Raw genomic sequence first — 22,129 nt, forward strand, 5'->3', positions numbered from 1 at the left:
GCGGGCGAGGGGGCGGGGACAAAGCGATCGAGCTGCATCGCCAGCAGCAGGGTCGCTGCCGTCAGCGCCGGACCGGAGATCGCACGCCATCCGAACCGCATGGACCTGTCTCGCTCCTCCCGAAAGAGGTAAGGCCGCAACACTGGCTGATTGTTGCGTGACTGCGATGCGATTTCGTGCGGCGTGCTTAAGGCGCGCTTGCGTGCAAGCGTAAGGCTTTCGGATGATTTTAAAGCATGATCCGGAAAAGTGTGAAGCGGTTTTCCGAAAAGATGCTCAAACAATAACCTAAAGCGCGATGACGATTCATCCTAATCGCATCGCGCTTTAGACCATGTGCGCGCGCTGCTGCAGCGTCGGCGCATGCAGCGTCGACGTGCCCGTGCCCTTGCGCGTGCCGACGATGATCAGCAGCGAGGCCGCGACCAGGATGGCCGCAGTCAGGGTGATTGCAACGACTACCACAGGTGATTTCATCGACGTCCTGTCGCGATGCCGGTCGGCGCGGGCCGCACGGCGCCCTGAAGGCTGGTCCAGGATGAAACGGGAATCAGACCGGCAGGCCCATCGCCATGGTCGCCTTGGTCGACAACACCGTCAGGGTGACGATCAGGCACAGCGAAAGCGCGGCGACGGCGAGCGAAGCCGCGACCGCATGGGTGAGCCGGGAAGACGCGACGGTAGCGGATGGGCTCTGAAACCCCGCTGTGCCGGACGCCCGCATCATGGTCTAAATCCTTCAACACGCGAGCGAATCACCCGCGACTTTCCAGAATTTCCCAGTTTCAACCGGCAACATTGCGGCGGCGACCGCGCCGAAAGTGGCGGGATTGCGGCAAAGGCGGCCCTTATGCCCGCTATTCGCCGCGGACGCGCCTCAGGCGCTCGCGGCGATGCTGGCGGGGTCGTCGATGTCGGCCGGGCGCCAGTCCATGGTCACGAAGCCGGGCGCGGCTTCGACGCGTTTGAGCCAGTCCCGGATCGCCGGGAAGGCCTGGAGGTCGAAGTCGCAGCGGTCGGCGAGGTGGGTGTAGCCGTACAGCGCGATGTCGGCGACCGTGAGCTGGCGCGCGGCGAAATAGGAATTGGTCTTGAGGTGATTCTCCATCACCTGGAGCGCGCCATAGCCGCGCTCCATCCAGTCCTCCAGCGAATGGGTCTGCAGGTCGCGGCCGCCCTTGACCAGCGACAGCCAGAAATAGGCCGCGCCGATGTTCGGCTCGAGCGCGTGCTGCTCGAAGAACATCCATTGCAGCGCCTCGGCGCGGTCGATGCGGTTTTCCGGCGCGAGCGGCGTGCCGACGGCAACGTACCAGAGGATGGCGTTGGACTCGGCGAGATAGCGGTCCTCGCCGACCTCGAGCAGCGGCACCTGCCCCGACGGGTTCTTGGACAGGAAATCCGGCGTGCGGCTCTCGCCGCGCAGAATGTCCACCTCCACTGCTTCGTAAGGCAGGTTGAGCAGCGCCAGCGCAAGGCGGACCTTGTAGCTGTTGCCCGAGCGTTGCATCGAATAGAGCTTGTACATTCTGGCGTTCGAAATCCGAGGACGAGAAGACGCGGCGCCCGTTGCCCCGCGAGGCGGTTAAACAATGATGCCGATGCGAATCCGCCGCAAGTGCCGGCCGATAGAAAAACTCGAAAACCCTACCGCACTGCAATGGAGGGGAAGATCATTTTCGCGACGATGCAGTTCAGTTCACATGTACGTCAATCTGCGGACACATCGCTCTACGTAGGCTACCGCATAGACGATCGAGATTAGGACGCCAGTGTTTCCGCATCGTCATGGCCGGGCTTGACCCGGCCATCCACGTCTCACTTGGCGCACGAAGAACGTGGATGCCCGGGACAAGCCCGGGCATGACGACGAGCGGTTTCCTGGAGACGTGCACCATCCAGAATTGCTCCGAGGACAGGCCTTGTCGGATATGAGCAATTCCGGAGGCAAAAGTTACGGAATATTGCGGGAAACCGCGCCTCGCAGCGCTCCAAATCGTAAACTTTTCCGGGATCGGGCCGAAGTTTCTTGCGGCCCAGCGGCACACGTTTTAGGGTGGCTCATTCCCACAATCAGAGTCGTGAGGCGAAGGGCTTCACGACGCTCGCCAGGAGATGATGATGTCCTTCCTTGCCGCTGCGCTCGACCGTGTGAAGCCGTCCGCGACCATCGCGGTCACGGATAAAGCACGCGCGCTGAAAGCGGCGGGCCGCAACGTCATCGGCCTCGGTGCCGGCGAGCCCGACTTCGACACGCCCGCCAACATCAAGCTGGCGGCGATCCGCGCCATCGAGGCCGGCAAGACCAAGTACACCGCGGTCGACGGCATTCCCGAGCTGAAGGAAGCCATCATCGCGAAATTTCAGCGCGAGAACGGCGTCGCCTACAAGCCGAACCAGATCATCGTCGGCACCGGCGGCAAGCAGGTGCTCTACAACGCGTTGATGGCGACCATCAATCCGGGCGACGAGGTGATCATTCCCGCGCCCTATTGGGTCAGCTATCCCGAGATGGTCGCGCTCGCGGGCGGTGAGCCGGTGCCGGTGGTCTGTACCGCCGCGACCGGCTTCAAGCTCCAGGCCGAGGCGCTCGAGCGCGCGATCACGCCGAAGACCAAATGGGTCATCCTGTGCTCGCCGTCGAACCCGACCGGAGCTGCCTACACGCGTTCGGAACTGAAAGCGCTCACCGACGTGCTGGTGAAGCATCCCCACGTCTGGGTGATGACCGACGACATGTACGAGCATCTCGTCTATGACGACTTCCAGTTCACCACGGTCGCGCAGGTCGAGCCGAAACTCTACGACCGCACGCTCACCGTGAACGGCGTCTCGAAGGCCTATTGCATGACCGGCTGGCGCATCGGCTACGCCGGCGGTCCCGCGCAGCTCATCAAGGCGATGTCGACGATCCAGTCGCAGTCGACCTCGAACCCGTCGTCGATCGCACAGTGGGCCGCGGTCGAGGCGCTGAACGGTCCGCAGGACTTCATCCCCGCCAACAACAAGGTGTTCAAGGAGCGGCGCGACCTCGTCGTCTCCATGCTCAATCAGGCCAAGGGAATCGAGTGCCCGCGTCCCGAAGGCGCGTTCTACGTCTATCCGTCGTGCGCCGGCACGATCGGCAAGACCGCGCCGTCGGGCAAGGTGATCGCCAATGACGAGGACTTCGTCACCGAGCTCCTGGAGACCGAAGGGGTCGCCGTGGTGCAGGGGTCGGCCTTCGGCCTTGGACCGGCGTTCCGCATATCCTACGCGACCAAGACCTCGGACCTCGAAGACGCCTGCAAGCGCATCCAGCGCTTCTGCGGCAATCTGCGGTAAGACGGTCGCGACAAGAATCGGAAAGGCCCGCTTCGGCGGGCCTTTTTTGTTGTTTTTCGATAAGAGGAGTCGGATGGACTTTTTGTTTCTGGTCGGCGTTGTGCCCGGCCCCTAACCCGGATCACATCTGCGATGTGATCCGACCTCTCCCCGCGGAAGAGCGGGGAGAGGTTAAGCAAGGCCGGCGACGTTGCATTGTGAGGGACGCACGGCTCTCTCACTCCCTCGCCCCGTTCTTACGGGGAGAGGGTGGGGTGAGGGGTCTCTCCGCAAGTTCGATTCTAAACGCGCGCGAGCTGGCACGGCCGCGGCTCTTGTGGCATAGACCCGCAACACGGGTGGGGCGCTCTCTCTGCTCGCATCACATTTTTCGCCGGAGACTTTCATGCGCCGTTCGTTCCTCTTCGCCGGACTCACCGCTGCCAGCCTCATCGCGTCCGTCGTGAACACCGGCGCGCAGCAGCGGATGGCGCGGGTCGGCGTGCTCGAATGCCGCGGCGGCGCCAGCGTCGGCTTCATCGTGGGGTCGGTGACTCATCTCGGCTGCGTGCTGCGCGCCGACGGCTTGCCCGACGACCGCTACGTCGCGACCATCCGTAAAGTGGGCCTCGACATCGGCATCACCCAGGAGACGGCTTTGGCCTGGGGTGTGTTCGCGCCGGTCGACCGGCTCGGCCCCGGCGACCTCTCCGGCAATTACGTCGGCGCGCAGGGCAGCGCCTCGGTCGGTGTGGGCTTGGGGGGCAACGTGCTGGTCGGCGGCTCCAACAATTCGATCGCGCTGCAGCCGCTGAGCGTGCAGGGCCAGGTCGGCCTCAACATCGCCGCCGGCCTCGAGAGCCTGGAACTCCGTCCGGGCCGTTGAGATATACGGGCGAAGCTCTCTCCTTACCTCTCCCTTCGGGAGGGGTGGAACACCGAGCCTGCAGTCCGTGGAATTATAAGACTTGATCCAACTGACGACGCACCGCAGCGACGTTTGATGCTTGCCAAATCTCGGGGAGGGGCAGAGCATCGGCGTTTGCCGACCCAATCACGGGCCGAGCTCCACACCAAGGAGGCGGCGAAATGGGACAAGACGTCAGAAGTCCCCGAGGTCCACGGTGCATCGCGCTGGTGGGCCCTTTCCAAAGCGGTAAAACCACACTTCTGGAAGCAATATTGGCGCGAACGGGTGTAATCCCGCGCGCCGGCAGCGTCGATGCCGGAACGTCCGTCGGCGACGCCACGCCCGAGGCCCGTCATCACAAAATGACCGTCGGCCTCACTGCCGCCACCACGAGTTTCATGGGCGACAGCTACACCTTCCTCGATTGTCCCGGTTCCGTCGAGTTTGCCCACGACATGCGCGCCGCGTTGCCGGCGGTCGACGCCGCAATCGTGGTCTGCGAGGCCGACGAGAAGAAGCTGCCGCAGCTTCAGATCATCCTGCGCGAGCTGGAAGAGCTGAAGATTCCGCGTTTCCTATTCCTCAACAAGATCGACCGCGCCAGCCAGCGCATCCGTGAGACGCTGGCGATGCTGCAGCCCGCCTCGCGCGTGCCGCTGGTGTTGCGCCAGATCCCGATCTGGAAGGGCGAGCTGATCGAGGGCTTCGTCGATCTCGCACTGGAGCGCGCCTTCATCTATCGCGAGCACAAGGCCTCCGAGGTGATCGCGCTCGAAGGCGGCAATCTCGATCGCGAGAAGGAAGCCCGCTTCTCGATGCTGGAGAAGCTCGCCGATCACGACGATGCGCTGATGGAGCAGCTGCTCGAGGACATCCAGCCGCCGCGCGATGCCGTCTTCGACGATCTCGCCCGCGAACTGCGGGAAGGGCTGATTTGCCCGGTGCTGCTGGGCGCCGCCGTGCGCGAAAACGGCGTGTTGCGCCTGATGAAGGCGTTGCGTCACGAGGCGCCCGGCGTTGCGGAGACCGCAAAACGTCTTGGCGTACCCGAGACCAGGGACGCGCTCGGCTATGTCTTCAAGACGCTGCATTCGCAGCACGGCGGAAAGTTGTCGCTGACGCGGCTGCTCGCCGGCCATCTCGACGACGGCGCCACGCTGCAATCCTCATCCGGCGGTGCCGGGCGCATCTCCGGCATCCTCGCCGTCAACGGCGCCTACGACACCAAGCGCGCCTCGGCCGAAGCCGGCGAGACCGTGGCCCTCGCCAAGCTTGATCCGGTCAAGACCGGTGACACGGTTTCGAGCGGCAAGACGGCGCCCGCGGCATTGATCACGATCGAGCCGACGCCGCCGGTGCTCGCGATCTCGGTCGCGGCCACCGACCGCAAGGACGACGTCAAGCTCGGCCAGGCGCTGACGCGCCTGCATGAGGAGGATCCCTCGCTCATGATCGTGCAGAACGCCAAGACTCACGACACTGTGCTGTGGGGCCAGGGCGAGATGCATCTGCGCGTCGCCAGCGAGCGCTTGCGCGACCGCTTCGGCGTCAAGATCACCTCGCATCCGCCTGCGATCGGCTATCAGGAGACCATCCGCAAGCCGATCACCCAGCGCGGCCGTCACAAGAAGCAGTCCGGCGGCCACGGCCAGTTCGGCGATGTCGTGCTCGACATCACGCCGCTGCCGCGCGGCGACGGCTTCAAGTTCGCCGAGAAGGTGGTGGGCGGCGCGGTGCCGCGCAACTACATCCCGGCGGTGGAGGAGGGCGTCGTCGATGGATTGGCGCGCGGTCCGCTCGGCTTCCCCGTCACCGACGTGCAGGTGACGCTGACCGACGGCTCCTATCACAGCGTCGATAGCTCCGATCTCGCCTTCCGCACGGCCGCGCGGGTCGGGCTCAACGAAGGCCTGCCGCAATGCCAGCCGGTGCTGCTGGAGCCGATCCACATGGTCGAGATCGTCTGCCCGACCGACGCCACTGCCAAGATCAACGCGATCCTGTCGGCGCGGCGCGGCCAGATTCTCGGCTTCGACACCCGCGAGGGCTGGACCGGCTGGGACTGTGTCCGTGCCATGATGCCGGAAGCGGAGATCGGTGAGCTGATCGTGGAGCTGCGCTCGGCCACCGCCGGCGCCGGCAGCTTCACGCGCCAGTTCGACCACATGGCCGAAGTCACCGGCCGCGCCGCCGACCAGATCATCGCCGCACATCAGCACGCGGCGTGATCGGGTAGGCGATCTCGTGCCCCGGACGCAGCGCAGCGCTCCTTCAGCGGTGCGCTGCAGAGCCGGGGCCCACGTATCAGCGTGCTCGGAATTTCTGGGTCCCGGCTCTGCGCAGCAACGCCAAGAGCGTTGCAGCGCGTCCGGGACACGAGATTCTCGTATGCCACCGCACCACACTCCGTCATTGCGAGCGCAGCGAAGCAATCCAGAAATCCCTCTGCGGAAAGATTCTGGATTTGCTTCGCTACGCTCGCAATGACGGAGGCTATGGACGACGCCTCCCTTGCTTTCGCCACCGTATGATCTATTTTACATCATTGTATATGTTCCAGATATCACTTATAACTGCTCGTAAGTGAGGCCAAGGTGATCACCTCGTTCCAGATGCGGGCAGCCCGCGCGTTGCTCGGCATCGACCAGAAAACCCTGGCCGAGCTCGCCGGCGTGTCGCTGCCGACCATCCAGCGGATGGAGGCCTCCACCGGCAATGTTCGTGGCGTGGTCGAGACCTTGATCAAGGTGGTCGAGGCGTTCGACCGGGCCGGCGTCGAGTTGATCGGCGAGCAGGCCCGCAGCGACAGCGGCGGACGTGGCGTTCGCTTGAAGGAGCCGGGGCCGCCGCGCCGTGTCGGAGCATGATCGCGCGTTGATCGTGCCCGGGATCAAGATGGGCTAGCGCATCGTCGCACCTTAGGACGCACGATGCTTCGGAGCATTGTGGGGCCAGCGGAGCACTTTGCTGACATGAGCATCACGAGCGATCAGGCAGGCCGGCTGCACCAGCTGCGTCAGCCGACCTTTGCCGAACTGTATCTGCCGAAGCTCGTCACCGTCTTTCGCGAAGGCTACGGCCTTGCGGATTTCCGCGCCGACGTCTTCGCCGGCCTCACGGTCGCGATCGTCGCGCTGCCGCTGTCGATGGCGATCGCGATTGCCTCGGGCGTGACGCCGGACCGCGGCCTCTACACCGCCGTCGCCGGCGGCTTCATCGCCTCCTTGCTCGGCGGCAGCCGGTTCCAGATCGGCGGCCCTGCCGGTGCCTTCATCGTTCTGGTCGCGGCGACCGCGGAGCGGCACGGCGTCGATGGCGTCATTCTCGCCACCATGATGGCCGGCCTGCTCCTGATCGCCGCGGGCCTGCTGCGCGTCGGCACCTACATCAAGTTCATTCCCTATCCTGTCACCGTCGGCTTCACCGCCGGCATCGCCGTCATCATCTTTGCCAGCCAGCTCCGCGATCTCTCCGGCATCACGCTCGTGGGCAAGGAGCCCAGCGAGTTCGTGCCCAAGCTCGTCGCGCTCGCCGGCGGCCTCAACACGATCAATCCGTCCGCCGTCGCGGTCGCCCTGGTCAGCATCGGCATTATCGCCGCCTTGCGCCGCTGGCGGCCGTCCTGGCCCGGGATCCTGATCGCGGTCGTGTTTGCAGCCGTCGCCAGCGCGGTGCTGTCGTTGCCGGTCGAGACCATCGGCTCGCGCTTCGGCGGCATCCCGCGCGAATTGCCCTCGCCGGCGCTGCCCGCATTCTCGCTGGAGAAGGCAAGGGCGGTGCTGCCGGATGCGATCGCCTTTGCGTTGCTGGCGGCGATCGAATCGCTGCTGTCGGCGGTGGTGGCCGACGGCATGACCGGCCGCCGTCATCGCTCCAATTGCGAGCTGGTGGCGCAAGGTGCGGCCAATATCGGCTCGGCGCTGTTCGGCGGCATCTGCGTCACCGGGCTGATCGCGCGCACCGCGACCAACATCCGCGCCGGCGCGCGCGGGCCGCTCGCGGGCATGCTGCATTCGGTGTTCCTGCTGCTGTTCATGCTGGTCGCGGCCCCGCTCGCGAGCTACATCCCTCTGGCTGCGCTCGCCGCGGTGCTGGTGGTGGTGGCCTGGACCATGGCGGAGAAGCATGAATTCGCAACTCTGCTGCGCTCGTCATGGGGCGATGCCGTGGTGCTGCTCGCGACCTTCCTGCTCACGATCTTTCGCGATCTCACCGAGGGCATCCTGGTCGGCTTCGCGCTCGGCGCGGTGCTGTTCATCCATCGCATGGCGGAGATGACCGGCATCGAGGAGCGCTCGCCGCTGGTTGCGGATGATCGCCCCGACGACGGCAACGGCGACCGTGTGCGTTACGATCCCGCGCTTGCGGTCGACCGCGACGTGCTGGTCTATCGCATCACCGGCGCGTTCTTCTTCGGCGCGGCCTCGGCGATCGGCGGCGTGCTCGACGGCATTGCCGACCGGCGCAAGGCCTTCGTGGTCGATTTCGCCGCGGTGCCGTTCCTGGATTCGACCGCGGCCAACGTGATCGGCCGCGTCGCCGCCAAGGCGCACCGCCAGGGCATCAGGCTGTTCATCACCGGGGCCTCGCCCGCGGTCCGCCGCGCGCTGCTCACCCATGGCGTCACGCCGCCGCGCGCGCGTTACCGCACGAGCCTCGAGCGCGCCATCGCCGACATCAAGGGCCGGGCCGCCGACGAGACCGCTGCGAGCTGACCGCGCGCGCTTGACAGAGCGGGCGCGACGCGAAATGGATCGCCTCGGAAACGACCCGAGGGAAAGATGACCGCGCCCAAGCCCCCTGCAGCCTGTCTGATCGGATGGCCGGCCGCGCATTCGCGCTCGCCGCTGATCCACCATCACTGGCTGCGCACGCTCGGCATCGAGGGCGGCTATGTCATCGAGGCGGTGCCGCCCGAGGATTTGCGCGATTTCGTGCTGCGGCTGTCGCTGCGCGGCTTCGTCGGTGCCAACGTCACCATCCCGCATAAGGAAGCCGTGCTGGCGCTGTCGACGCCCGACGCGCGCGCCAGGGCCGTCGGCGCCGCGAACACGCTGTGGTTCGCCAACGGCGAGCTGCGCTCAACCAACACCGATGTCGAAGGCTTCATCAACAATCTCGACGCCAGCGCGCCCGGCTGGGACATGGCCGAGGCTGCGCTGGTGCTGGGCGCCGGCGGCTCCTCGCGCGCGGTCGTGTTCGGCCTCCTGGAACGCGGCATCAGCTGCGTGCATGTCGCCAATCGCTCCATGGCGCGGGCCGAGACGCTGGCACAACAGTTCGGATCGAACGTGCATCCGCTGCCGTGGGACGCGATCGGCGACGTGCTGCCGCGCGCAAAGCTTCTCGTGAACACGACCTCGCTCGGCATGCATGGCCAGCCGTCACTCGACGTCGACCTCGCGCGTCTGCCGCAAGACGCGGTCGTCGCCGACCTCGTCTACGTTCCCCTGGTGACGCCGCTGCTCGCCGCAGCGACGGCGCGCGGCCTGAAGACCGCCGATGGGCTCGGCATGCTGCTGCATCAGGCGGTGCGCGGCTTCGAGCTGTGGTTCGGGCGGCGGCCCGAGGTCACCGCCGAGCTGCGCGCATTGGTCGAAGCCGATCTCACGAAGACTTGAGAGGGGCGCGGCGAATAGCACACCATCTCTGGAGTTCTACGTCGTGGGACAATCGGAGACCGCCATGCCTGTTCAACGTGCAACTTTCACACGCCCCCTGATCGCCGTCGCGATGGTGGTCGTCTCGACCTACTGCGCCTTCGCCCAGAGAGCGCCGGTGCCGACGCGCGTGCGCGGCACCATCGAAAGCGTCAATGGCGACACCATGCAGGTCAAGTCGCGCAGCGGTGAAGAGCTCAAGCTTCGCCTCGCCTCCGACGTGAACGTGTCGGGCGTTACCAAGATCTCGCTCGCCGACATCAAGCCGGGCTCGTTCATCGGCGCCACCACCGTGCCGGGACCGGATGGCAGCCAGAACGCCCTCGAGGTGCACGTGTTTCCGGAAAGCATGCGCGGCACCGGCGAAGGCTCGCGACCTTGGGACCTCAAGCCCAACTCCAGCATGACCAATGCGACCGTCGCGGAGAGCGTCGTCGGCAATGACGGTCACACGCTGCTGGTCAAGTACAAGGACGGCGAGAAGAAGGTGTTCGTCGCCGACGACACGCCGGTCGTGACCTTCGTGCCCGGCGACAAATCCGAGCTGAAGCCCGGCGCCAAGGTCATCGCCTTCATGAAGCAATTGCCCGACGGCTCGTTCGAGACCAACCGCGTCAGCGTCGGCCGCGACGGCCTGACGCCGCCGATGTGAGGGGCTGTGAGACGCGCACCTGACGCCTGAAATGCCGCCGTCGTCCCGGACAAGCGTCAGCGCAGGTCCGGGACCCATAACCACAGGGAAAAGTTGTTGCGCGAAGCAGGCCACTCCGAGCCCCCATAGCCACACCCTTCTGTGGCTATGGGTCCCGGATCGGCGCGCGCTTTGGGCGCGCTTGTCCGGGACGACAGTGATTATTGCTGCGGCATCCCGGCAGACGCACTCACACCGCAATCACGTGATCGTCGATCTCGTCCACCCGGTTGACGCCGCACAGGCCCATCGTGGTGAGCAGCTCCTTCTGGATGATGTCGATCGCCTTGGCGACGCCGGCCTGGCCGCCGGCACCGAGGCCATAGGCATAGGCGCGGCCGATCATGCACGACTTTGCGCCGAGCGCCAGCGCGCGCATCACGTCCTGGCCGGAGCGGATGCCGCCGTCGAACATGATCTCCATCCTGTCGCCCACCGCGTCCGCGATCTCGGGCAGGACCTCGATCGAGGACGGCGCGCCGTCGAGCTGGCGGCCGCCGTGGTTGGAGACCACCAGCGCCTGCGCGCCGGTCTTGGCGGCTTCCTCGGCGTCCTCGACGTCGAGGATGCCCTTGATGATCAGCTTGCCCGGCCAGATGCTGCGGACCCACTCGACGTCCTTCCAGTTCAAGGAGGTGTCGAACTGCGAGGCCGTCCATTCGGCGAGGCGGTTGAGATCTTCAGTGTTCTTCACGTGGCCGGCGATATTGCCGAAGGTGCGGCGCTTGCCCTGCAGCACGCCGGAGACCCAGGCGGGCTTGCTGGCGAAGTCCAGCAGCTTCGACAGCGACCATTCCGGTGGCACCGTCATGCCGTTCTTGATGTCGGCGTGGCGCTGGCCGATCACCTGCAGGTCGACCGTGAGCACCAGCGCGCTGCACTTGGCGGCCATCGCGCGCTGGATCAATTCCTTGATGAAGCCGCGGTCCTTCATGACGTAGAGCTGGAACCAGAACGGCTTCTCGACACTGGCGGCGATGTCCTCGATCGAGCAGATCGACATGGTCGATTGCGTGAACGGGATGCCGGCGGCCTGCGCGGCGCGGCAGGCGTGGATCTCGCCGTCGCCGTGCTGCATGCCGAGCAGGCCGACCGGCGCGAGGATCAGCGGCATCGTCGACGGCTCGCCGAGGATCGTGGTCGAGGTGTCGCGCTTGGAGACGTCGACCAGGATGCGCTGGCGGAACTTGATCGCCTGCATGTCCTCGCGGTTGGCGCGCAGCGTCTCCTCGGCGTAGGAGCCGCGGTCGCAATAGTCGAAGAATGCCTTCGGCACGCGGCGCCGATGCAGCGTGCGAAGATCGTCGATACAGGTAATATGCTTCATGTCGTTTCCCCGGCCCGTCACGTATCAAACAGTCTTGCATCGGAAGATTTCGGGGTCATCTAGCATGGTTGGATGCACAGCCAAATCGTTTGCAGAACGTTTTGGAAGGAGAGTGCCAAGGAGAGCGCCATGACGAAGCCGCACGCAGGACCTTCGCCGGAAGAGATCAAGGAGAAGCATGATCTCGAGGAGGCGCTGGAAGAGGGACTTGAGGAGACCTTCCCGGGCTCCGATCCCGTCAATGTCACCCAGCCGGCGCCGAGCCGCGCGGACGGCCATGTGAAGCGCTCGGATTAAGGCGAGTTCCACCCCTTTTCGCTGGTCACGCCGGAATTGCAATGGTAACAATGTGTTATCGGGGGCGGTCGCGGCGCCGGTTCCGTAATGATTCATCATATTTTTTGAAGCCAAGTTAGCCGCGATAGCTTTATAAGACCTCGGCAAATCAGGGATGCGGGTCCCGTTGGGGCAGCCCGTGGTTGTAGAGGGGAGTCCCTGGTTGTTGCTTGGGGGACGATATGAGCCGCAAATATTTCGGGACGGACGGGATTAGGGGCCGCGCCAACGGACTGATCACGCCGGAGCTCGCGCTCAAGGTCGGCCAGGCCGCGGGCCTTGCGTTTCAGCGCGGCGACCACCGCCACCGCGTCGTGATCGGCAAGGACACCCGTTTGTCCGGCTACATGATCGAATACGCCATGGTCGCAGGCTTCACCTCGGTCGGTATGGACGTGCTGCTGGTCGGCCCGATGCCGACGCCGGCGGTCGCGATGCTGACCAAGTCGATGCGCGCCGATCTCGGCGTGATGATCTCGGCCTCGCACAATCTGTTCGAGGACAACGGCATCAAGCTGTTCGGCCCGCAGGGCTTCAAGCTCTCCGACGATGTCGAGCGGCAGATCGAGCAGCTGCTCGACGAATCCCTCGACAAGCGGCTCGCCCAGAGCGCGAGCCTCGGCCGCGCCCGCCGCATCGACGGCGTGCATGACCGCTACATCGAATTCGCCAAGCGCACGCTGCCGCGCGACCTTTCGCTCGAGGGCCTGCGCGTCGTGATCGATTGCGCCAACGGCGCCGCCTACAAGGTGGTGCCCGAGGCGCTGTGGGAATTGGGCGCCGACGTGGTGCCGATCGGCGTCGAGCCCGACGGCTTCAACATCAACAAGGATTGCGGCTCGACCTCGCCGGAGGCGCTGTCGAAGAAGGTGCGCGAGATGCGCGCCGACATCGGCATTGCGCTGGACGGCGACGCCGATCGCGTCATCCTGGTCGACGAGCGCGGCCATGTCGTCGACGGCGACCAGCTGCTCGCGGTGATCGCGCAGAGCTGGAAGGAGGACGGACGCCTTTCGCGTCCCGGCATCGTCGCCACCGTGATGTCCAATCTCGGGCTGGAGCGCTTCCTGCAAGGGCAGGGCCTCGAGCTCGTGCGCACGCCGGTCGGCGACCGCTACGTGCTCGAGCAGATGCTGAACGGCGGCTACAATCTCGGCGGCGAGCAGTCCGGCCACATCATCCTGTCCGACTACGCCACGACCGGCGACGGTTTTGTCGCCGCATTGCAGGTGCTCGCCGTGGTGCAGAAGCTGCGCCGCCCGGTGTCCGAGGTCTGCCACCGCTTCGATCCGCTGCCGCAGATCCTCAAGAACGTCCGCCACAAGGGCGGCAAGCCGCTCGATGATTCCGACGTCAAGTCGGCGATCTCCGACGGCGAGAAGCGCCTCAACGGCCACGGCCGCCTCTTGATCCGCTCCTCCGGCACCGAGCCCGTGATCCGCGTCATGGGCGAAGGCGAGGACCGTCACCTCGTCGAGGACGTCGTCGACACCATTGTTTCGGCATTGGGGCAGGCCGCGGCTTGAGTCCTTCCTTCTCCCCTTGCGGGAGAAGGTGGCGCGAAGCGCCGGATGAGGGGTTCTATCCGCTCGCAACACAGCTCGTGAGGATAGAAACCCCTCACCCGTCTCGCCGCTAATGCGGCGAGCCACCCTCTCCCACAAGGGGAGAGGGTAAGAGGCGCATCCCAGCCATTTGCGATTGACGCTGGTCCCACCGTCGCTTGCGTCGTAATCAGCACCTCGCGGCAATCTGCCGCGCCGGATTGCCGCCTTGAACAAGCCTGTCGTCGTCTCAGAGGAAACGCTGACCGAGCCCGTCGTCGTCGCCGAATTGGCGCCGGCCGCCGCCAAGGGGCCGGCCTATATCGTGCTCGCCGGCATCAGCGTCTCGCACTTCCTCAACGACACCATGCAGTCGCTGATCGCCTCGGTGTACCCGATCCTGAAGGACGCCTACGCGCTCGACTTCGCGCAGATCGGCATGATCACGCTGGCATTCCAGTTCACGGCCTCGCTGCTGCAGCCGGTGGTCGGGCACTACACCGACAAGAAGGCGCAGCCCTATTCGCTCGCGGTCGGCATGGCCTCGACCTTCTTCGGCCTGCTGCTGCTTAGCGTCGCGCACCAATATCTCGTCATCCTCGTCGCCGCCGCGCTGGTCGGCCTCGGCTCGGCGGTGTTTCACCCGGAATCGGCGCGCATCGCGCGGCTCGCCTCGGGCGGACGCTACGGCTTTGCGCAATCGGTGTTCCAGCTCGGCGGCAGCTTCGGCACCTCGATGGGGCCGGTGCTCGCCGCGTTGATCGTGGTGCCGTTCGGGCAGGGCAGCATCGCCTGGTTCTCCTCGATCGCGTTTCTCGCCATCCTGATTCTCTGGCGCATCGGGCGCTGGTACGCGCCGCAGATCGCGACGAAGAAAGCGGCGCCCGTCCACACCCAGCCCGGTGCGCCGAGCTCGCGCCGTGTCGCGGTAGCGCTCGCAGTGCTCGTCGTGCTGTTGTTCTCCAAGCAGCTCTACGTCTCGAGCCTGTCGAGCTATTACATCTTCTACCTGATCGACCGTTTCGGCGTCTCGACGCAGGCAGCCCAGATCTATCTCTTCGTCTTTCTCGCGGCGAACGCCGTGGGTGCGTTTCTCGGCGGTCCGCTGGGCGACCGCTTCGGCCGCAAGATCGTGATCTGGATCTCGATCCTCGGCGCGCTGCCGTTCACGCTGGCGCTGCCCTATGCCGGGCTCGTTGCGAGCGCGGTGCTCAGCGTCGCCATCGGCCTGATCATCTCCTCGACGACGTCGTCGATCATCGTGTTTGCGCAGGAGCTGGTGCCGCACCGCTTCGGCATGATCTCCGGCGTGTTCTTCGGCGTCGCCTTCGGCATCGGGGGCCTGGGCGCGGCCGTGCTCGGCAAGCTCGCCGACCACACCTCGATCGAGTTCGTCTACCAGGTCTGCGCCTGGCTGCCGGCGATCGGGCTGCTCGCGGTGTTCCTGCCCAAGCTGCCGCGAAACGCGCGTTAACGCATCCTCTCTTGCCGCGTTGCGGCTTCACACATCGTTAGGGAATGCGGCGCCGATGTCGCATTTGGCGCGGCATTTTTGCAACGCTCGCACGGCGCGCGCGTGTAGGGTGAGAAAAAATCAACCTTAAAAATTAGGGTTAAGTGGCGCTTAAACATTTGCTGGCATCGTCCCCCCGTGAGTTTCCAGAACGTGAGGCGCTCGTATTCAGCCTCACCGGCCATAAGGACGAAGCCAATGCGTAGCGTTAAGTCTCTCCTTGCCGCGGGTGCGGCAACCCTGATCTCGTCGATGGCGTTCGCCGCCGATATGCCGATCGCCGCCCCCCCTCCGATGTACGCGCCGCCGGCTCCGCCCGCCGACTTCGGCGGCTGGTATCTGCGCGGCGACATCGGCATGACCAACCAGAGCGCGAAGCGCATCGAGAGCGCCCTGCCGGCCGGGTACTCGAAGACGACGGAAGGCCTCGGCTTCGACTCCTCGCCGCTGTTCGGCCTCGGCGTCGGCTATCGCTTCAACAACTGGTTCCGCGCCGACGTCATCGGCCAGTACCGGGGCAAGGCCAATTTGCACGGTAGCGACAATGTCGTGGGACCCGGCTTCGTCGGCGTCAACAACTACAGCGGCAGCAAGTCCGAGTGGCTCGTGATGGCCAACGCCTATGTCGACCTCGGCACCTGGTGGTGCGTCACTCCGTTCATCGGCGCGGGCGTCGGCGGCTCCTACAACAAGCTCAGCGGCTTCCGCGACGACGGCGTGTCCTACAGCCCGCTGCTCAACAACAGCGTCGCCTACTTTGCCGACAACGGAAAGTGGAACCTCGCCTGGGCCGCTCACGCCGGTCTTGCCTACAAGGTCAATCCCGGCTTCACCGTCGAACTGGCCTACAGCTACATGAACCTCGGCGATGCCGCGCCCGGCAACTACCGTTTGTTCGACAACAGCGCTTCCGGCCCGACCTCGATCAAGGTCAGGGACATCACCTCACACGACGTCAAGCTCGGCGTGCGCTGGGATCTCAACAGCCCGCCGGCCTACGTGCCGCCGCCGCTGGTCACCAAGGGCTGATCGCAACCTGATCGGTTAGGACTCCTTAACGGCGCGGGATCATCCCGCGCCGTTTTGCTTTGCGTATTTTTCATGGCGAGGTGCGGCGAAGGCGCCTGGCGCAACCATTGGTTAAGGTTAACAGGCGATGATCATCGCAACAGTTCGAGTCCGATGGAGCGTGGTGATGCGTAGGCTGGTGTTGGCAGCGGCGATGTTGGGGACGGTGTCTGCCGCGCAAGCGGCCGACATGCCGGACCTGCCCGTGCTGCGCGGCGGCTTCGCCGACGGTCTGTCGAAGACCTCCGTCAATTGGAATGGCTTCTATGTCGGCGGTCATGGCGGTTATACCGCAGATGCCACGGATTTCAGTCAGAGCGTGGTCGGACTGACCAACTACATCTTCCGCGACAGCGTACTCCAGGGGCCGACCTCGACGTGGTCGCTGCTGAACAAGACCAACACTCAAAGCACCAATTTCGGTGGCTTCGTCGGCCGCAACTGGCAATGGTATGATGCCGTTCTCAGTCTCGAGGGCACTTACAGCTACTTCAACGATATGGCGACATTGACGTCAGGAACCAACTCGCTCGTCATCGTCAACCCGCCTGGTGAGGTGCGGGCGCCCGGCGTCACCAACAACTATGCCGTCACGCTGACGGGTGCCGCGGCGGCACAGGTCAAAGACATGGTGACGCTCCGCGGCCGCGTGGGTTGGGACGGCGGCAGCTTCATGCCTTATGCCTTCATGGGCGCTGCCGTCGGGCGAATGGACGTGTCGCGCACCGTGACCAGCAGCGTCTCGATGCGACAGGACACGACGACGACGGATTTCTTCGGCAACACCACGACGATACTTGGAACGTGGGGCCCGGTTCCTGCGCAGTCGGGCACGCAAGGTCAGCACAGGACCAACACGTACGCAGTGGGTTGGACCGCCGGCCTCGGGCTCGAATACTGCGTTTGGGACGGCTTGTTCGCCCGCATCGAATACGAATATGTGAGATTCTCGCCCGTCATGAACACGCAGGTGACGTTGAACAACGCGCGCCTCGGCGTCGGCTACAAGTTCTGAGCCGTCCGCTTCCTGTTGACAGCTGCGCTTCGTCCTGATGCTCTCTCGTTCCGAAAGCGGGGCGGCAGCGATGAAGATCTACGGCGACAGCAATTCCGGCAATTGTCTCAAGGTGAAGTGGGTCTGCGACAAGCTCGCTGTGCCCTACCAGTGGATCGAGATCGACACCCGCAAGGGCGAGACGCGCACGCCGCAATTCCTGAAGATGAACGGCGCCGGCCAGGTGCCGACCGTCGCATTCGACGACGGCCGTACGCTGGCGCAGTCCAACGCCATCATCCGCTATGTCGCCCGCGACAGCGTGCTGGTTCCGCGCGACGCCTTCACGGCGGCCAAGATGGACGAATGGCTGTTCTGGGAGCAGTACAGCCACGAGCCTTATATCGCCGTGTGCCGCTTCCTCATGGTCTATCTCGGCAAGGATGCCTCCGAGCTCGATCCTGAAAAGGTCAAGCGCGGCTATGCGGCGCTCGACCGCATGGAGCAGCATCTCGCCGCCAGCCGCTTGTTCGCCGGCGAGGAGGTGTCGCTCGCCGACGTGTCGCTGCTCGCCTATACGCGCCTCGCGCATGAAGGTGGCTTCGACCTCGGTCGTTATGCCTCCGTCCGCCGCTGGATCGGCGACGTCGAAGCGTTTCTCGGCCTTCCGCCGGCGCGCTGAGGTGCGGAGTCGCCTGACATGAATGCCGAAGCCGTCTCTATCCGTCCCGCGCGCCGCGAGGACGTCGTCGCGATCGTGGCGATGCTCGCCGACGATCATCTCGGCCGCGCGCGCGAGCGCGTGGAGGATCCGTTGCCGTCCTCCTATTACGACGCATTCGCGCGGATCGCGCGCGATCCGAATCTGACGCTGGTGGTTGCCGAGAGTGAGGGCAGGGTGGTCGGCTGCCTGCAACTCGCGATTCTGCCGGGCCTGAGCTCGCAGGGCGGATCCCGCGGACTGCTCGAGGACGTTCGCGTTGCCACCGAGTGTCGCAGCCGCGGCATCGGCGAGCAATTGGTGCAATGGGCCGTGACGGAAGCAAAGGCGCGCGGCTGCAATCTGGTCGAGTTGCTCACGCATCAGACGCGCGTCGATGCGCAGCGCTTCTACAAGCGGCTCGGCTTTGCGGCGAGTCACGTCGGCATGACTGTCCGCTTTTGAGGCAGCGCGACGCGAGCGCTTCGCAGCCGGCGAAAAGCGGGCTTTTCATTCGGTCGTGTTAAGAGCCGGTAAACTACCGCTCCGTCGTTCACATTGATGAAGGAACGAAGGGTGCTACGGGGGCATCTGACACCGGGCTCGCTCGGTTCGGGACATTTCAATGACAAGCTATTCGATGATCAAGGTCGGCAACGACTACGTCGTGCAGGCCAATGACAAATGCATTTTGAAGGTCGGAAGCCGCCGCAAGGCGGCGCAATTGATCAGCGATGCCACGGACTTGCTGAACGCGCTCACTGTTGTCGAATCCCCTGATATTGCACCGGAAGCGCCATCACTGGCGCGTGAGGCCCCGGAACTTCCTTGACGGACCTTCCCGATTCCCGTATCAGCCGCGGCGGGACACCTCCCCCCAACGGGAGGCTTACTATCTGGAAGGGTAGATCATGACTGTAGCGAAGCCCGCTTCGCGGCCGACCGTGCCGCATTTCTCCTCCGGCCCCTGCGCCAAGCGCCCCGGCTGGAACGCCCAAAATCTCAAGGACGCAGCTCTCGGCCGCTCGCATCGCGCGAAGATCGGCAAGGCCAAGCTCAAGCTAGCGATCGACCTGACGCGCGAAGTGCTTGAGGTCCCCTCCGATTACCGCATTGGCATCGTGCCGGCCTCCGATACCGGCGCGGTCGAGATGGCGCTGTGGTCGCTGCTTGGCGCACGGCCGGTCACCACGCTCGCCTGGGAATCCTTCGGCGAGGGCTGGGTCAGCGACATCGTCAAGGAATTGAAGCTCAAGGACGTCACCAAGCTCAATGCGGGCTACGGTGAGATCCCCGATCTGTCGAAGGTCGATCCCAAGAGCGACGTCGTCTTCACCTGGAACGGCACCACGTCGGGCGTGCGCGTTCCGAACGCGGACTGGATCAGCGCGAGCCGCGAAGGCCTGACCATCTGCGATGCGACCTCCGCCGCATTTGCGCAGGCGCTCGACTGGGCCAAGCTCGACGTCGTCACCTTCTCCTGGCAGAAGGCGCTCGGCGGCGAGGCCGCGCATGGCATGCTGATCCTATCGCCCCGCGCGGTGGAGCGGCTCGAAACCTACAAGCCGGCCTGGCCGCTGCCGAAGATCTTCCGCATGACCAAGGGCGGCAAGCTCAACGAAGGCATCTTCGTCGGCGAGACCATCAACACGCCGTCGATGCTCTGCGTCGAGGATTATCTCGATGCGCTGAACTGGGCCAAGTCGATCGGCGGTCTCAAGGCGCTGATCGCGCGCGCCGATGCCAACACCAAGGTGCTGGCGGACTGGAAGGGGAAGACGCCCTGGATCGACTTCCTCGCCAAGGACGCTTCGATCCGCTCCAACACCTCGGTGTGCCTGAAGTTCACCGATCCCGCGATCACCTCGCTCTCCGAGGACGCGCAGGCGGAGTTCAGCAAGAAGCTGGTGGCCCTCGTCGAGAAGGAAGGCGCGGGCTACGACTTCGCCTATTACCGCGACGCGCCGGCCGGCCTGCGCATCTGGTGCGGCGCCACGGTGGAAGCAAAGGACGTCGAGCTGCTGACGCAGTGGATCGACTGGGCCTTCGCCGAGACCAAGGCCACGCTCGCGAAGGCGGCGTAAGCAAACCTAATCCTCGTCATGGCCGGGCTTGACCCGGCCATCCATCAATCAAGAGAGATGGATCCGCGGGTCAAGACCGCGGATGACGTGCCGTAAATGCAGCACGCACAACGGATCATCCCATGACCAAACCCAAAGTTCTCATTTCCGACGCGCTCTCGCCCGCTGCCGTGCAGATCTTCAGGGATCGCGGCGTCGAGGTCGACTTCCAGCCCAATCTCGGCAAGGACAAGGACAAGCTGGCCGAGATCATCGGCAATTACGACGGCCTTGCGATCCGCTCCGCGACCAAGGCGACCGCCAAGATCCTCGAGAAGGCGGCCAGGCTGAAGGTGATCGGCCGCGCCGGCATCGGCGTCGACAATGTCGAGATCCCGGCCGCGACGGCCAAGGGCATCATCGTGATGAACACGCCGTTCGGCAATTCGATCACGACCGCCGAGCACGCCATCACCCTGATGCTCGCGCTCGCCCGCGAGATCCCGCAGGCCGATGCCTCGACGCAGGCCGGCAAGTGGGAGAAGAACCGCTTCATGGGCGTGGAGATCACCGGCAAGGTGCTGGGCGTCGTCGGCTGCGGCAATATCGGCTCGATCGTCGCCGACCGCGCGCTCGGCCTGCGCATGAAGGTGATCGCGTTCGACCCGTTCCTGTCGCCGGAGCGCGCCAAGGACATCGGCGTCGAGAAGGTCGATCTCGACGATCTGCTCAGGCGCGCCGACTTCATCACGCTGCACACGCCGCTGACCGAGAAGACCAAGAACATCATCGACGCGGCCGCGATCGCCAAGATGAAGAAGGGCGTGCGCCTGATCAATTGCGCCCGCGGCGGTCTCGTCGACGAGCAGGCGGTGGTCGATGCGCTCAACGCCAAGCACATTGCCGGCGCCGCCTTCGACGTCTTCGTCGAGGAGCCCGCGACCAAGAGCGTGCTGTTCGGCCATCCCAACGTGATCTGCACGCCGCATCTCGGCGCCTCCACCACCGAGGCTCAGGAGAACGTCGCGCTGCAGGTTGCCGAGCAGATGTCGGATTACCTGCTCACCGGCGCGATCTCGAACGCGGTCAACTTCCCCTCGATCACGGCGGAAGAAGCGCCGAAGCTGAAACCGTTCATCGCGCTCGCCGAGAAGCTCGGCTCGTTCGCCGGCCAGCTCACCGAGAGCGGCATCCTCAAGGTCGAGATCACCTATGAGGGCCACGTCGCCGAGATGAAGATCAAGGCGATCACCTCCGCGGTGCTGTCGGGCCTGCTGCGGCCCATGCTGGGCGAGGTCAACGTCGTGTCCGCGCCGGTCGTCGCCAAGGAGCGCGGCATGGTGGTGGACGAGATCGTCCGCGCCGCGCAGAGCGATTATGAGAGCCTGATCACCGTCACGGTCACCACCGAGCGGCAGGAGCGGTCGGTCTCGGGCACCGTCTATGCAGACGGCAAGCCGCGCCTCGTCGACATCAAGGGCATCCGCGTCGACGCCGAGTTCGGCAAGTCGATGATCTACGTCACCAACGAGGACAAGCCGGGCTTCATCGGCAAGTTCGCGGGGCTTCTGGGCGACGCCAAGATCAACATCGCGACCTTCCATCTCGGCCGGGTCGCTCCGGGCAGCGATGCCATTGCGCTGGTCGAGGTCGACGGTGTGGTGCCGGCCGACGTGCTCGCCAAGGTGCAGGCCCTGCCGCAGGTCAAGCAGGCCAAGGCGCTGACGTTCTGAGCGGCTCCCACCGGCGTCATGGCCGGGCATAGCAGTCCGAAGGACGGCGTCGCTTCCGCTCGCCTATGACCCGGCCATCCACGTCTTGCCGCTCGGCGCGAAGAACGTGGATGCCCGGCCCTTCGCCGCGCCGAAGCGGCTTCGGCCGCGCAGGCGGGACAAGCCCGGGCATGACGTGTGGATAGAGCGGGCGCGCACGCCCCGGAATGACGATCATCATATCATATATTCCGACACGCGGAACAACGCCGTCTCCATCGCGGGAGGCGGCGTTTTCATTTTCCCCA

The 22,129-nt window shown here is 65.0% G+C and carries 21 protein-coding genes; 17 read left to right on the forward strand and 4 right to left on the reverse strand.

Annotated features, from left to right (window positions below):
- Window positions 1–327 precede the first annotated feature (327 nt).
- From I6F21_RS21145 to I6F21_RS21155, 3 genes are all read right to left on the reverse strand, one after another.
- A complete protein-coding gene (locus tag I6F21_RS21145) occupies window positions 328–477 on the reverse strand; it encodes a hypothetical protein (RefSeq protein WP_036009463.1) in 150 nt (49 codons plus the stop codon).
- A 73-nt stretch (window positions 478–550) separates the two neighbouring features.
- Window positions 551–727, reverse strand: a complete 177-nt coding sequence (locus I6F21_RS21150; protein ID WP_162832045.1) for a hypothetical protein — start codon at window positions 725–727, stop codon at window positions 551–553.
- A gap of 150 nt (window positions 728–877) precedes the next feature.
- Window positions 878–1,528: a glutathione S-transferase family protein gene (locus I6F21_RS21155; protein ID WP_025032208.1), complete on the reverse strand. Its 651-nt coding sequence runs from the start codon at window positions 1,526–1,528 to the stop codon at window positions 878–880.
- 593 nt (window positions 1,529–2,121) lie between these two features.
- Here I6F21_RS21155 and I6F21_RS21160 point away from each other — a divergent pair.
- The 7 genes from I6F21_RS21160 to I6F21_RS21190 all read left to right on the forward strand — a co-directional run bounded on the left by I6F21_RS21160 (window position 2,122) and on the right by I6F21_RS21190 (window position 10,525).
- Complete coding sequence (locus I6F21_RS21160) at window positions 2,122–3,324, forward strand: pyridoxal phosphate-dependent aminotransferase (protein WP_036009490.1); 1,203 nt, start codon at window positions 2,122–2,124, stop codon at window positions 3,322–3,324.
- 385 nt (window positions 3,325–3,709) lie between these two features.
- Window positions 3,710–4,189, forward strand: coding sequence for a DUF992 domain-containing protein (locus I6F21_RS21165; RefSeq protein WP_036009480.1), 480 nt, complete (start codon window positions 3,710–3,712; stop codon window positions 4,187–4,189).
- Between the two features lie 203 nt (window positions 4,190–4,392).
- Window positions 4,393–6,441 (forward strand): elongation factor G, encoded by a 2,049-nt coding sequence (locus I6F21_RS21170; RefSeq protein ID WP_225142225.1) that lies wholly within the window; start codon window positions 4,393–4,395, stop codon window positions 6,439–6,441.
- 366 nt (window positions 6,442–6,807) lie between these two features.
- Complete coding sequence (locus I6F21_RS21175; RefSeq protein WP_008566993.1) at window positions 6,808–7,080, forward strand: helix-turn-helix transcriptional regulator; 273 nt, start codon at window positions 6,808–6,810, stop codon at window positions 7,078–7,080.
- Window positions 7,081–7,185: 105 nt separating this feature from the next.
- A complete protein-coding gene (locus I6F21_RS21180; RefSeq protein WP_225142223.1) occupies window positions 7,186–8,928 on the forward strand; it encodes a SulP family inorganic anion transporter in 1,743 nt (580 codons plus the stop codon).
- A gap of 66 nt (window positions 8,929–8,994) precedes the next feature.
- Window positions 8,995–9,834 carry a shikimate dehydrogenase gene (locus I6F21_RS21185; RefSeq protein WP_225142221.1) on the forward strand — a complete coding sequence of 280 codons (840 nt, stop codon included), beginning with the start codon at window positions 8,995–8,997 and terminating at the stop codon, window positions 9,832–9,834.
- A gap of 64 nt (window positions 9,835–9,898) precedes the next feature.
- The gene (locus I6F21_RS21190; protein WP_225142219.1) at window positions 9,899–10,525 is read left to right on the forward strand and encodes a hypothetical protein; all 627 of its coding nucleotides are present in this window, start codon (window positions 9,899–9,901) and stop codon (window positions 10,523–10,525) included.
- A 229-nt stretch (window positions 10,526–10,754) separates the two neighbouring features.
- Here the strand turns inward: I6F21_RS21190 and I6F21_RS21195 are convergent, their stop codons facing one another.
- Window positions 10,755–11,891, reverse strand: a complete 1,137-nt coding sequence (locus I6F21_RS21195; RefSeq protein WP_036009502.1) for an alpha-hydroxy acid oxidase — start codon at window positions 11,889–11,891, stop codon at window positions 10,755–10,757.
- Between the two features lie 129 nt (window positions 11,892–12,020).
- On the opposite strand from I6F21_RS21195, the gene I6F21_RS21200 reads away from it, so the two are divergent.
- From I6F21_RS21200 to serA, 10 genes are all read left to right on the forward strand, one after another.
- Window positions 12,021–12,188 carry a hypothetical protein gene (locus tag I6F21_RS21200; RefSeq protein ID WP_167361667.1) on the forward strand — a complete coding sequence of 56 codons (168 nt, stop codon included), beginning with the start codon at window positions 12,021–12,023 and terminating at the stop codon, window positions 12,186–12,188.
- A gap of 221 nt (window positions 12,189–12,409) precedes the next feature.
- Window positions 12,410–13,753, forward strand: coding sequence for a phosphoglucosamine mutase (gene glmM, locus I6F21_RS21205; protein WP_036009507.1), 1,344 nt, complete (start codon window positions 12,410–12,412; stop codon window positions 13,751–13,753).
- 247 nt (window positions 13,754–14,000) lie between these two features.
- Entirely contained in the window at window positions 14,001–15,245 is a 1,245-nt protein-coding gene (locus tag I6F21_RS21210; protein WP_275945382.1) for an MFS transporter, read from the forward strand.
- A 237-nt stretch (window positions 15,246–15,482) separates the two neighbouring features.
- Window positions 15,483–16,313 carry an outer membrane beta-barrel protein gene (locus I6F21_RS21215; protein ID WP_036009511.1) on the forward strand — a complete coding sequence of 277 codons (831 nt, stop codon included), beginning with the start codon at window positions 15,483–15,485 and terminating at the stop codon, window positions 16,311–16,313.
- Window positions 16,314–16,479: 166 nt separating this feature from the next.
- Window positions 16,480–17,367: an outer membrane beta-barrel protein gene (locus I6F21_RS21220; protein WP_036009512.1), complete on the forward strand. Its 888-nt coding sequence runs from the start codon at window positions 16,480–16,482 to the stop codon at window positions 17,365–17,367.
- A 70-nt stretch (window positions 17,368–17,437) separates the two neighbouring features.
- Window positions 17,438–18,028: a glutathione S-transferase family protein gene (locus I6F21_RS21225; RefSeq protein WP_036009513.1), complete on the forward strand. Its 591-nt coding sequence runs from the start codon at window positions 17,438–17,440 to the stop codon at window positions 18,026–18,028.
- 18 nt (window positions 18,029–18,046) lie between these two features.
- Window positions 18,047–18,511 (forward strand): GNAT family N-acetyltransferase, encoded by a 465-nt coding sequence (locus tag I6F21_RS21230; RefSeq protein ID WP_225142218.1) that lies wholly within the window; start codon window positions 18,047–18,049, stop codon window positions 18,509–18,511.
- Window positions 18,512–18,671: 160 nt separating this feature from the next.
- Window positions 18,672–18,878, forward strand: a complete 207-nt coding sequence (locus I6F21_RS21235) for a hypothetical protein (RefSeq protein ID WP_036009515.1) — start codon at window positions 18,672–18,674, stop codon at window positions 18,876–18,878.
- 79 nt (window positions 18,879–18,957) lie between these two features.
- A complete protein-coding gene (locus tag I6F21_RS21240) occupies window positions 18,958–20,130 on the forward strand; it encodes a phosphoserine transaminase (RefSeq protein ID WP_225142216.1) in 1,173 nt (390 codons plus the stop codon).
- A 122-nt stretch (window positions 20,131–20,252) separates the two neighbouring features.
- Window positions 20,253–21,842, forward strand: coding sequence for a phosphoglycerate dehydrogenase (serA, locus tag I6F21_RS21245; RefSeq protein ID WP_036030940.1), 1,590 nt, complete (start codon window positions 20,253–20,255; stop codon window positions 21,840–21,842).
- Window positions 21,843–22,129: the final 287 nt, after the last annotated feature.

Source organism: Bradyrhizobium sp. NBAIM03 (assembly GCF_020194055.1).
Taxonomy (GTDB): domain Bacteria; phylum Pseudomonadota; class Alphaproteobacteria; order Rhizobiales; family Xanthobacteraceae; genus Bradyrhizobium; species Bradyrhizobium yuanmingense.

Bases quoted from the DNA above. Each gene is read 5' to 3' on its own strand.
- serA (WP_036030940.1), top strand. From the start codon at position 20,253: ATGACCAAACCCAAAGTTCTCATTTCCGACGCGCTCTCGCCCGCTGCC.
- I6F21_RS21195 (WP_036009502.1), bottom strand. From the start codon at position 11,891: ATGAAGCATATTACCTGTATCGACGATCTTCGCACGCTGCATCGGCGC.
- I6F21_RS21160 (WP_036009490.1), top strand. From the start codon at position 2,122: ATGTCCTTCCTTGCCGCTGCGCTCGACCGTGTGAAGCCGTCCGCGACC.
- I6F21_RS21235 (WP_036009515.1), top strand. From the start codon at position 18,672: ATGACAAGCTATTCGATGATCAAGGTCGGCAACGACTACGTCGTGCAG.
- I6F21_RS21180 (WP_225142223.1), top strand. From the start codon at position 7,186: ATGAGCATCACGAGCGATCAGGCAGGCCGGCTGCACCAGCTGCGTCAG.
- glmM (WP_036009507.1), top strand. From the start codon at position 12,410: ATGAGCCGCAAATATTTCGGGACGGACGGGATTAGGGGCCGCGCCAAC.
- I6F21_RS21200 (WP_167361667.1), top strand. From the start codon at position 12,021: ATGACGAAGCCGCACGCAGGACCTTCGCCGGAAGAGATCAAGGAGAAG.
- I6F21_RS21190 (WP_225142219.1), top strand. From the start codon at position 9,899: ATGCCTGTTCAACGTGCAACTTTCACACGCCCCCTGATCGCCGTCGCG.
- I6F21_RS21220 (WP_036009512.1), top strand. From the start codon at position 16,480: ATGCGTAGGCTGGTGTTGGCAGCGGCGATGTTGGGGACGGTGTCTGCC.
- I6F21_RS21240 (WP_225142216.1), top strand. From the start codon at position 18,958: ATGACTGTAGCGAAGCCCGCTTCGCGGCCGACCGTGCCGCATTTCTCC.
- I6F21_RS21185 (WP_225142221.1), top strand. From the start codon at position 8,995: ATGACCGCGCCCAAGCCCCCTGCAGCCTGTCTGATCGGATGGCCGGCC.
- I6F21_RS21155 (WP_025032208.1), bottom strand. From the start codon at position 1,528: ATGTACAAGCTCTATTCGATGCAACGCTCGGGCAACAGCTACAAGGTC.
- I6F21_RS21170 (WP_225142225.1), top strand. From the start codon at position 4,393: ATGGGACAAGACGTCAGAAGTCCCCGAGGTCCACGGTGCATCGCGCTG.
- I6F21_RS21165 (WP_036009480.1), top strand. From the start codon at position 3,710: ATGCGCCGTTCGTTCCTCTTCGCCGGACTCACCGCTGCCAGCCTCATC.
- I6F21_RS21215 (WP_036009511.1), top strand. From the start codon at position 15,483: ATGCGTAGCGTTAAGTCTCTCCTTGCCGCGGGTGCGGCAACCCTGATC.
- I6F21_RS21225 (WP_036009513.1), top strand. From the start codon at position 17,438: ATGAAGATCTACGGCGACAGCAATTCCGGCAATTGTCTCAAGGTGAAG.
- I6F21_RS21230 (WP_225142218.1), top strand. From the start codon at position 18,047: ATGAATGCCGAAGCCGTCTCTATCCGTCCCGCGCGCCGCGAGGACGTC.
- I6F21_RS21150 (WP_162832045.1), bottom strand. From the start codon at position 727: ATGATGCGGGCGTCCGGCACAGCGGGGTTTCAGAGCCCATCCGCTACC.
- I6F21_RS21145 (WP_036009463.1), bottom strand. From the start codon at position 477: ATGAAATCACCTGTGGTAGTCGTTGCAATCACCCTGACTGCGGCCATC.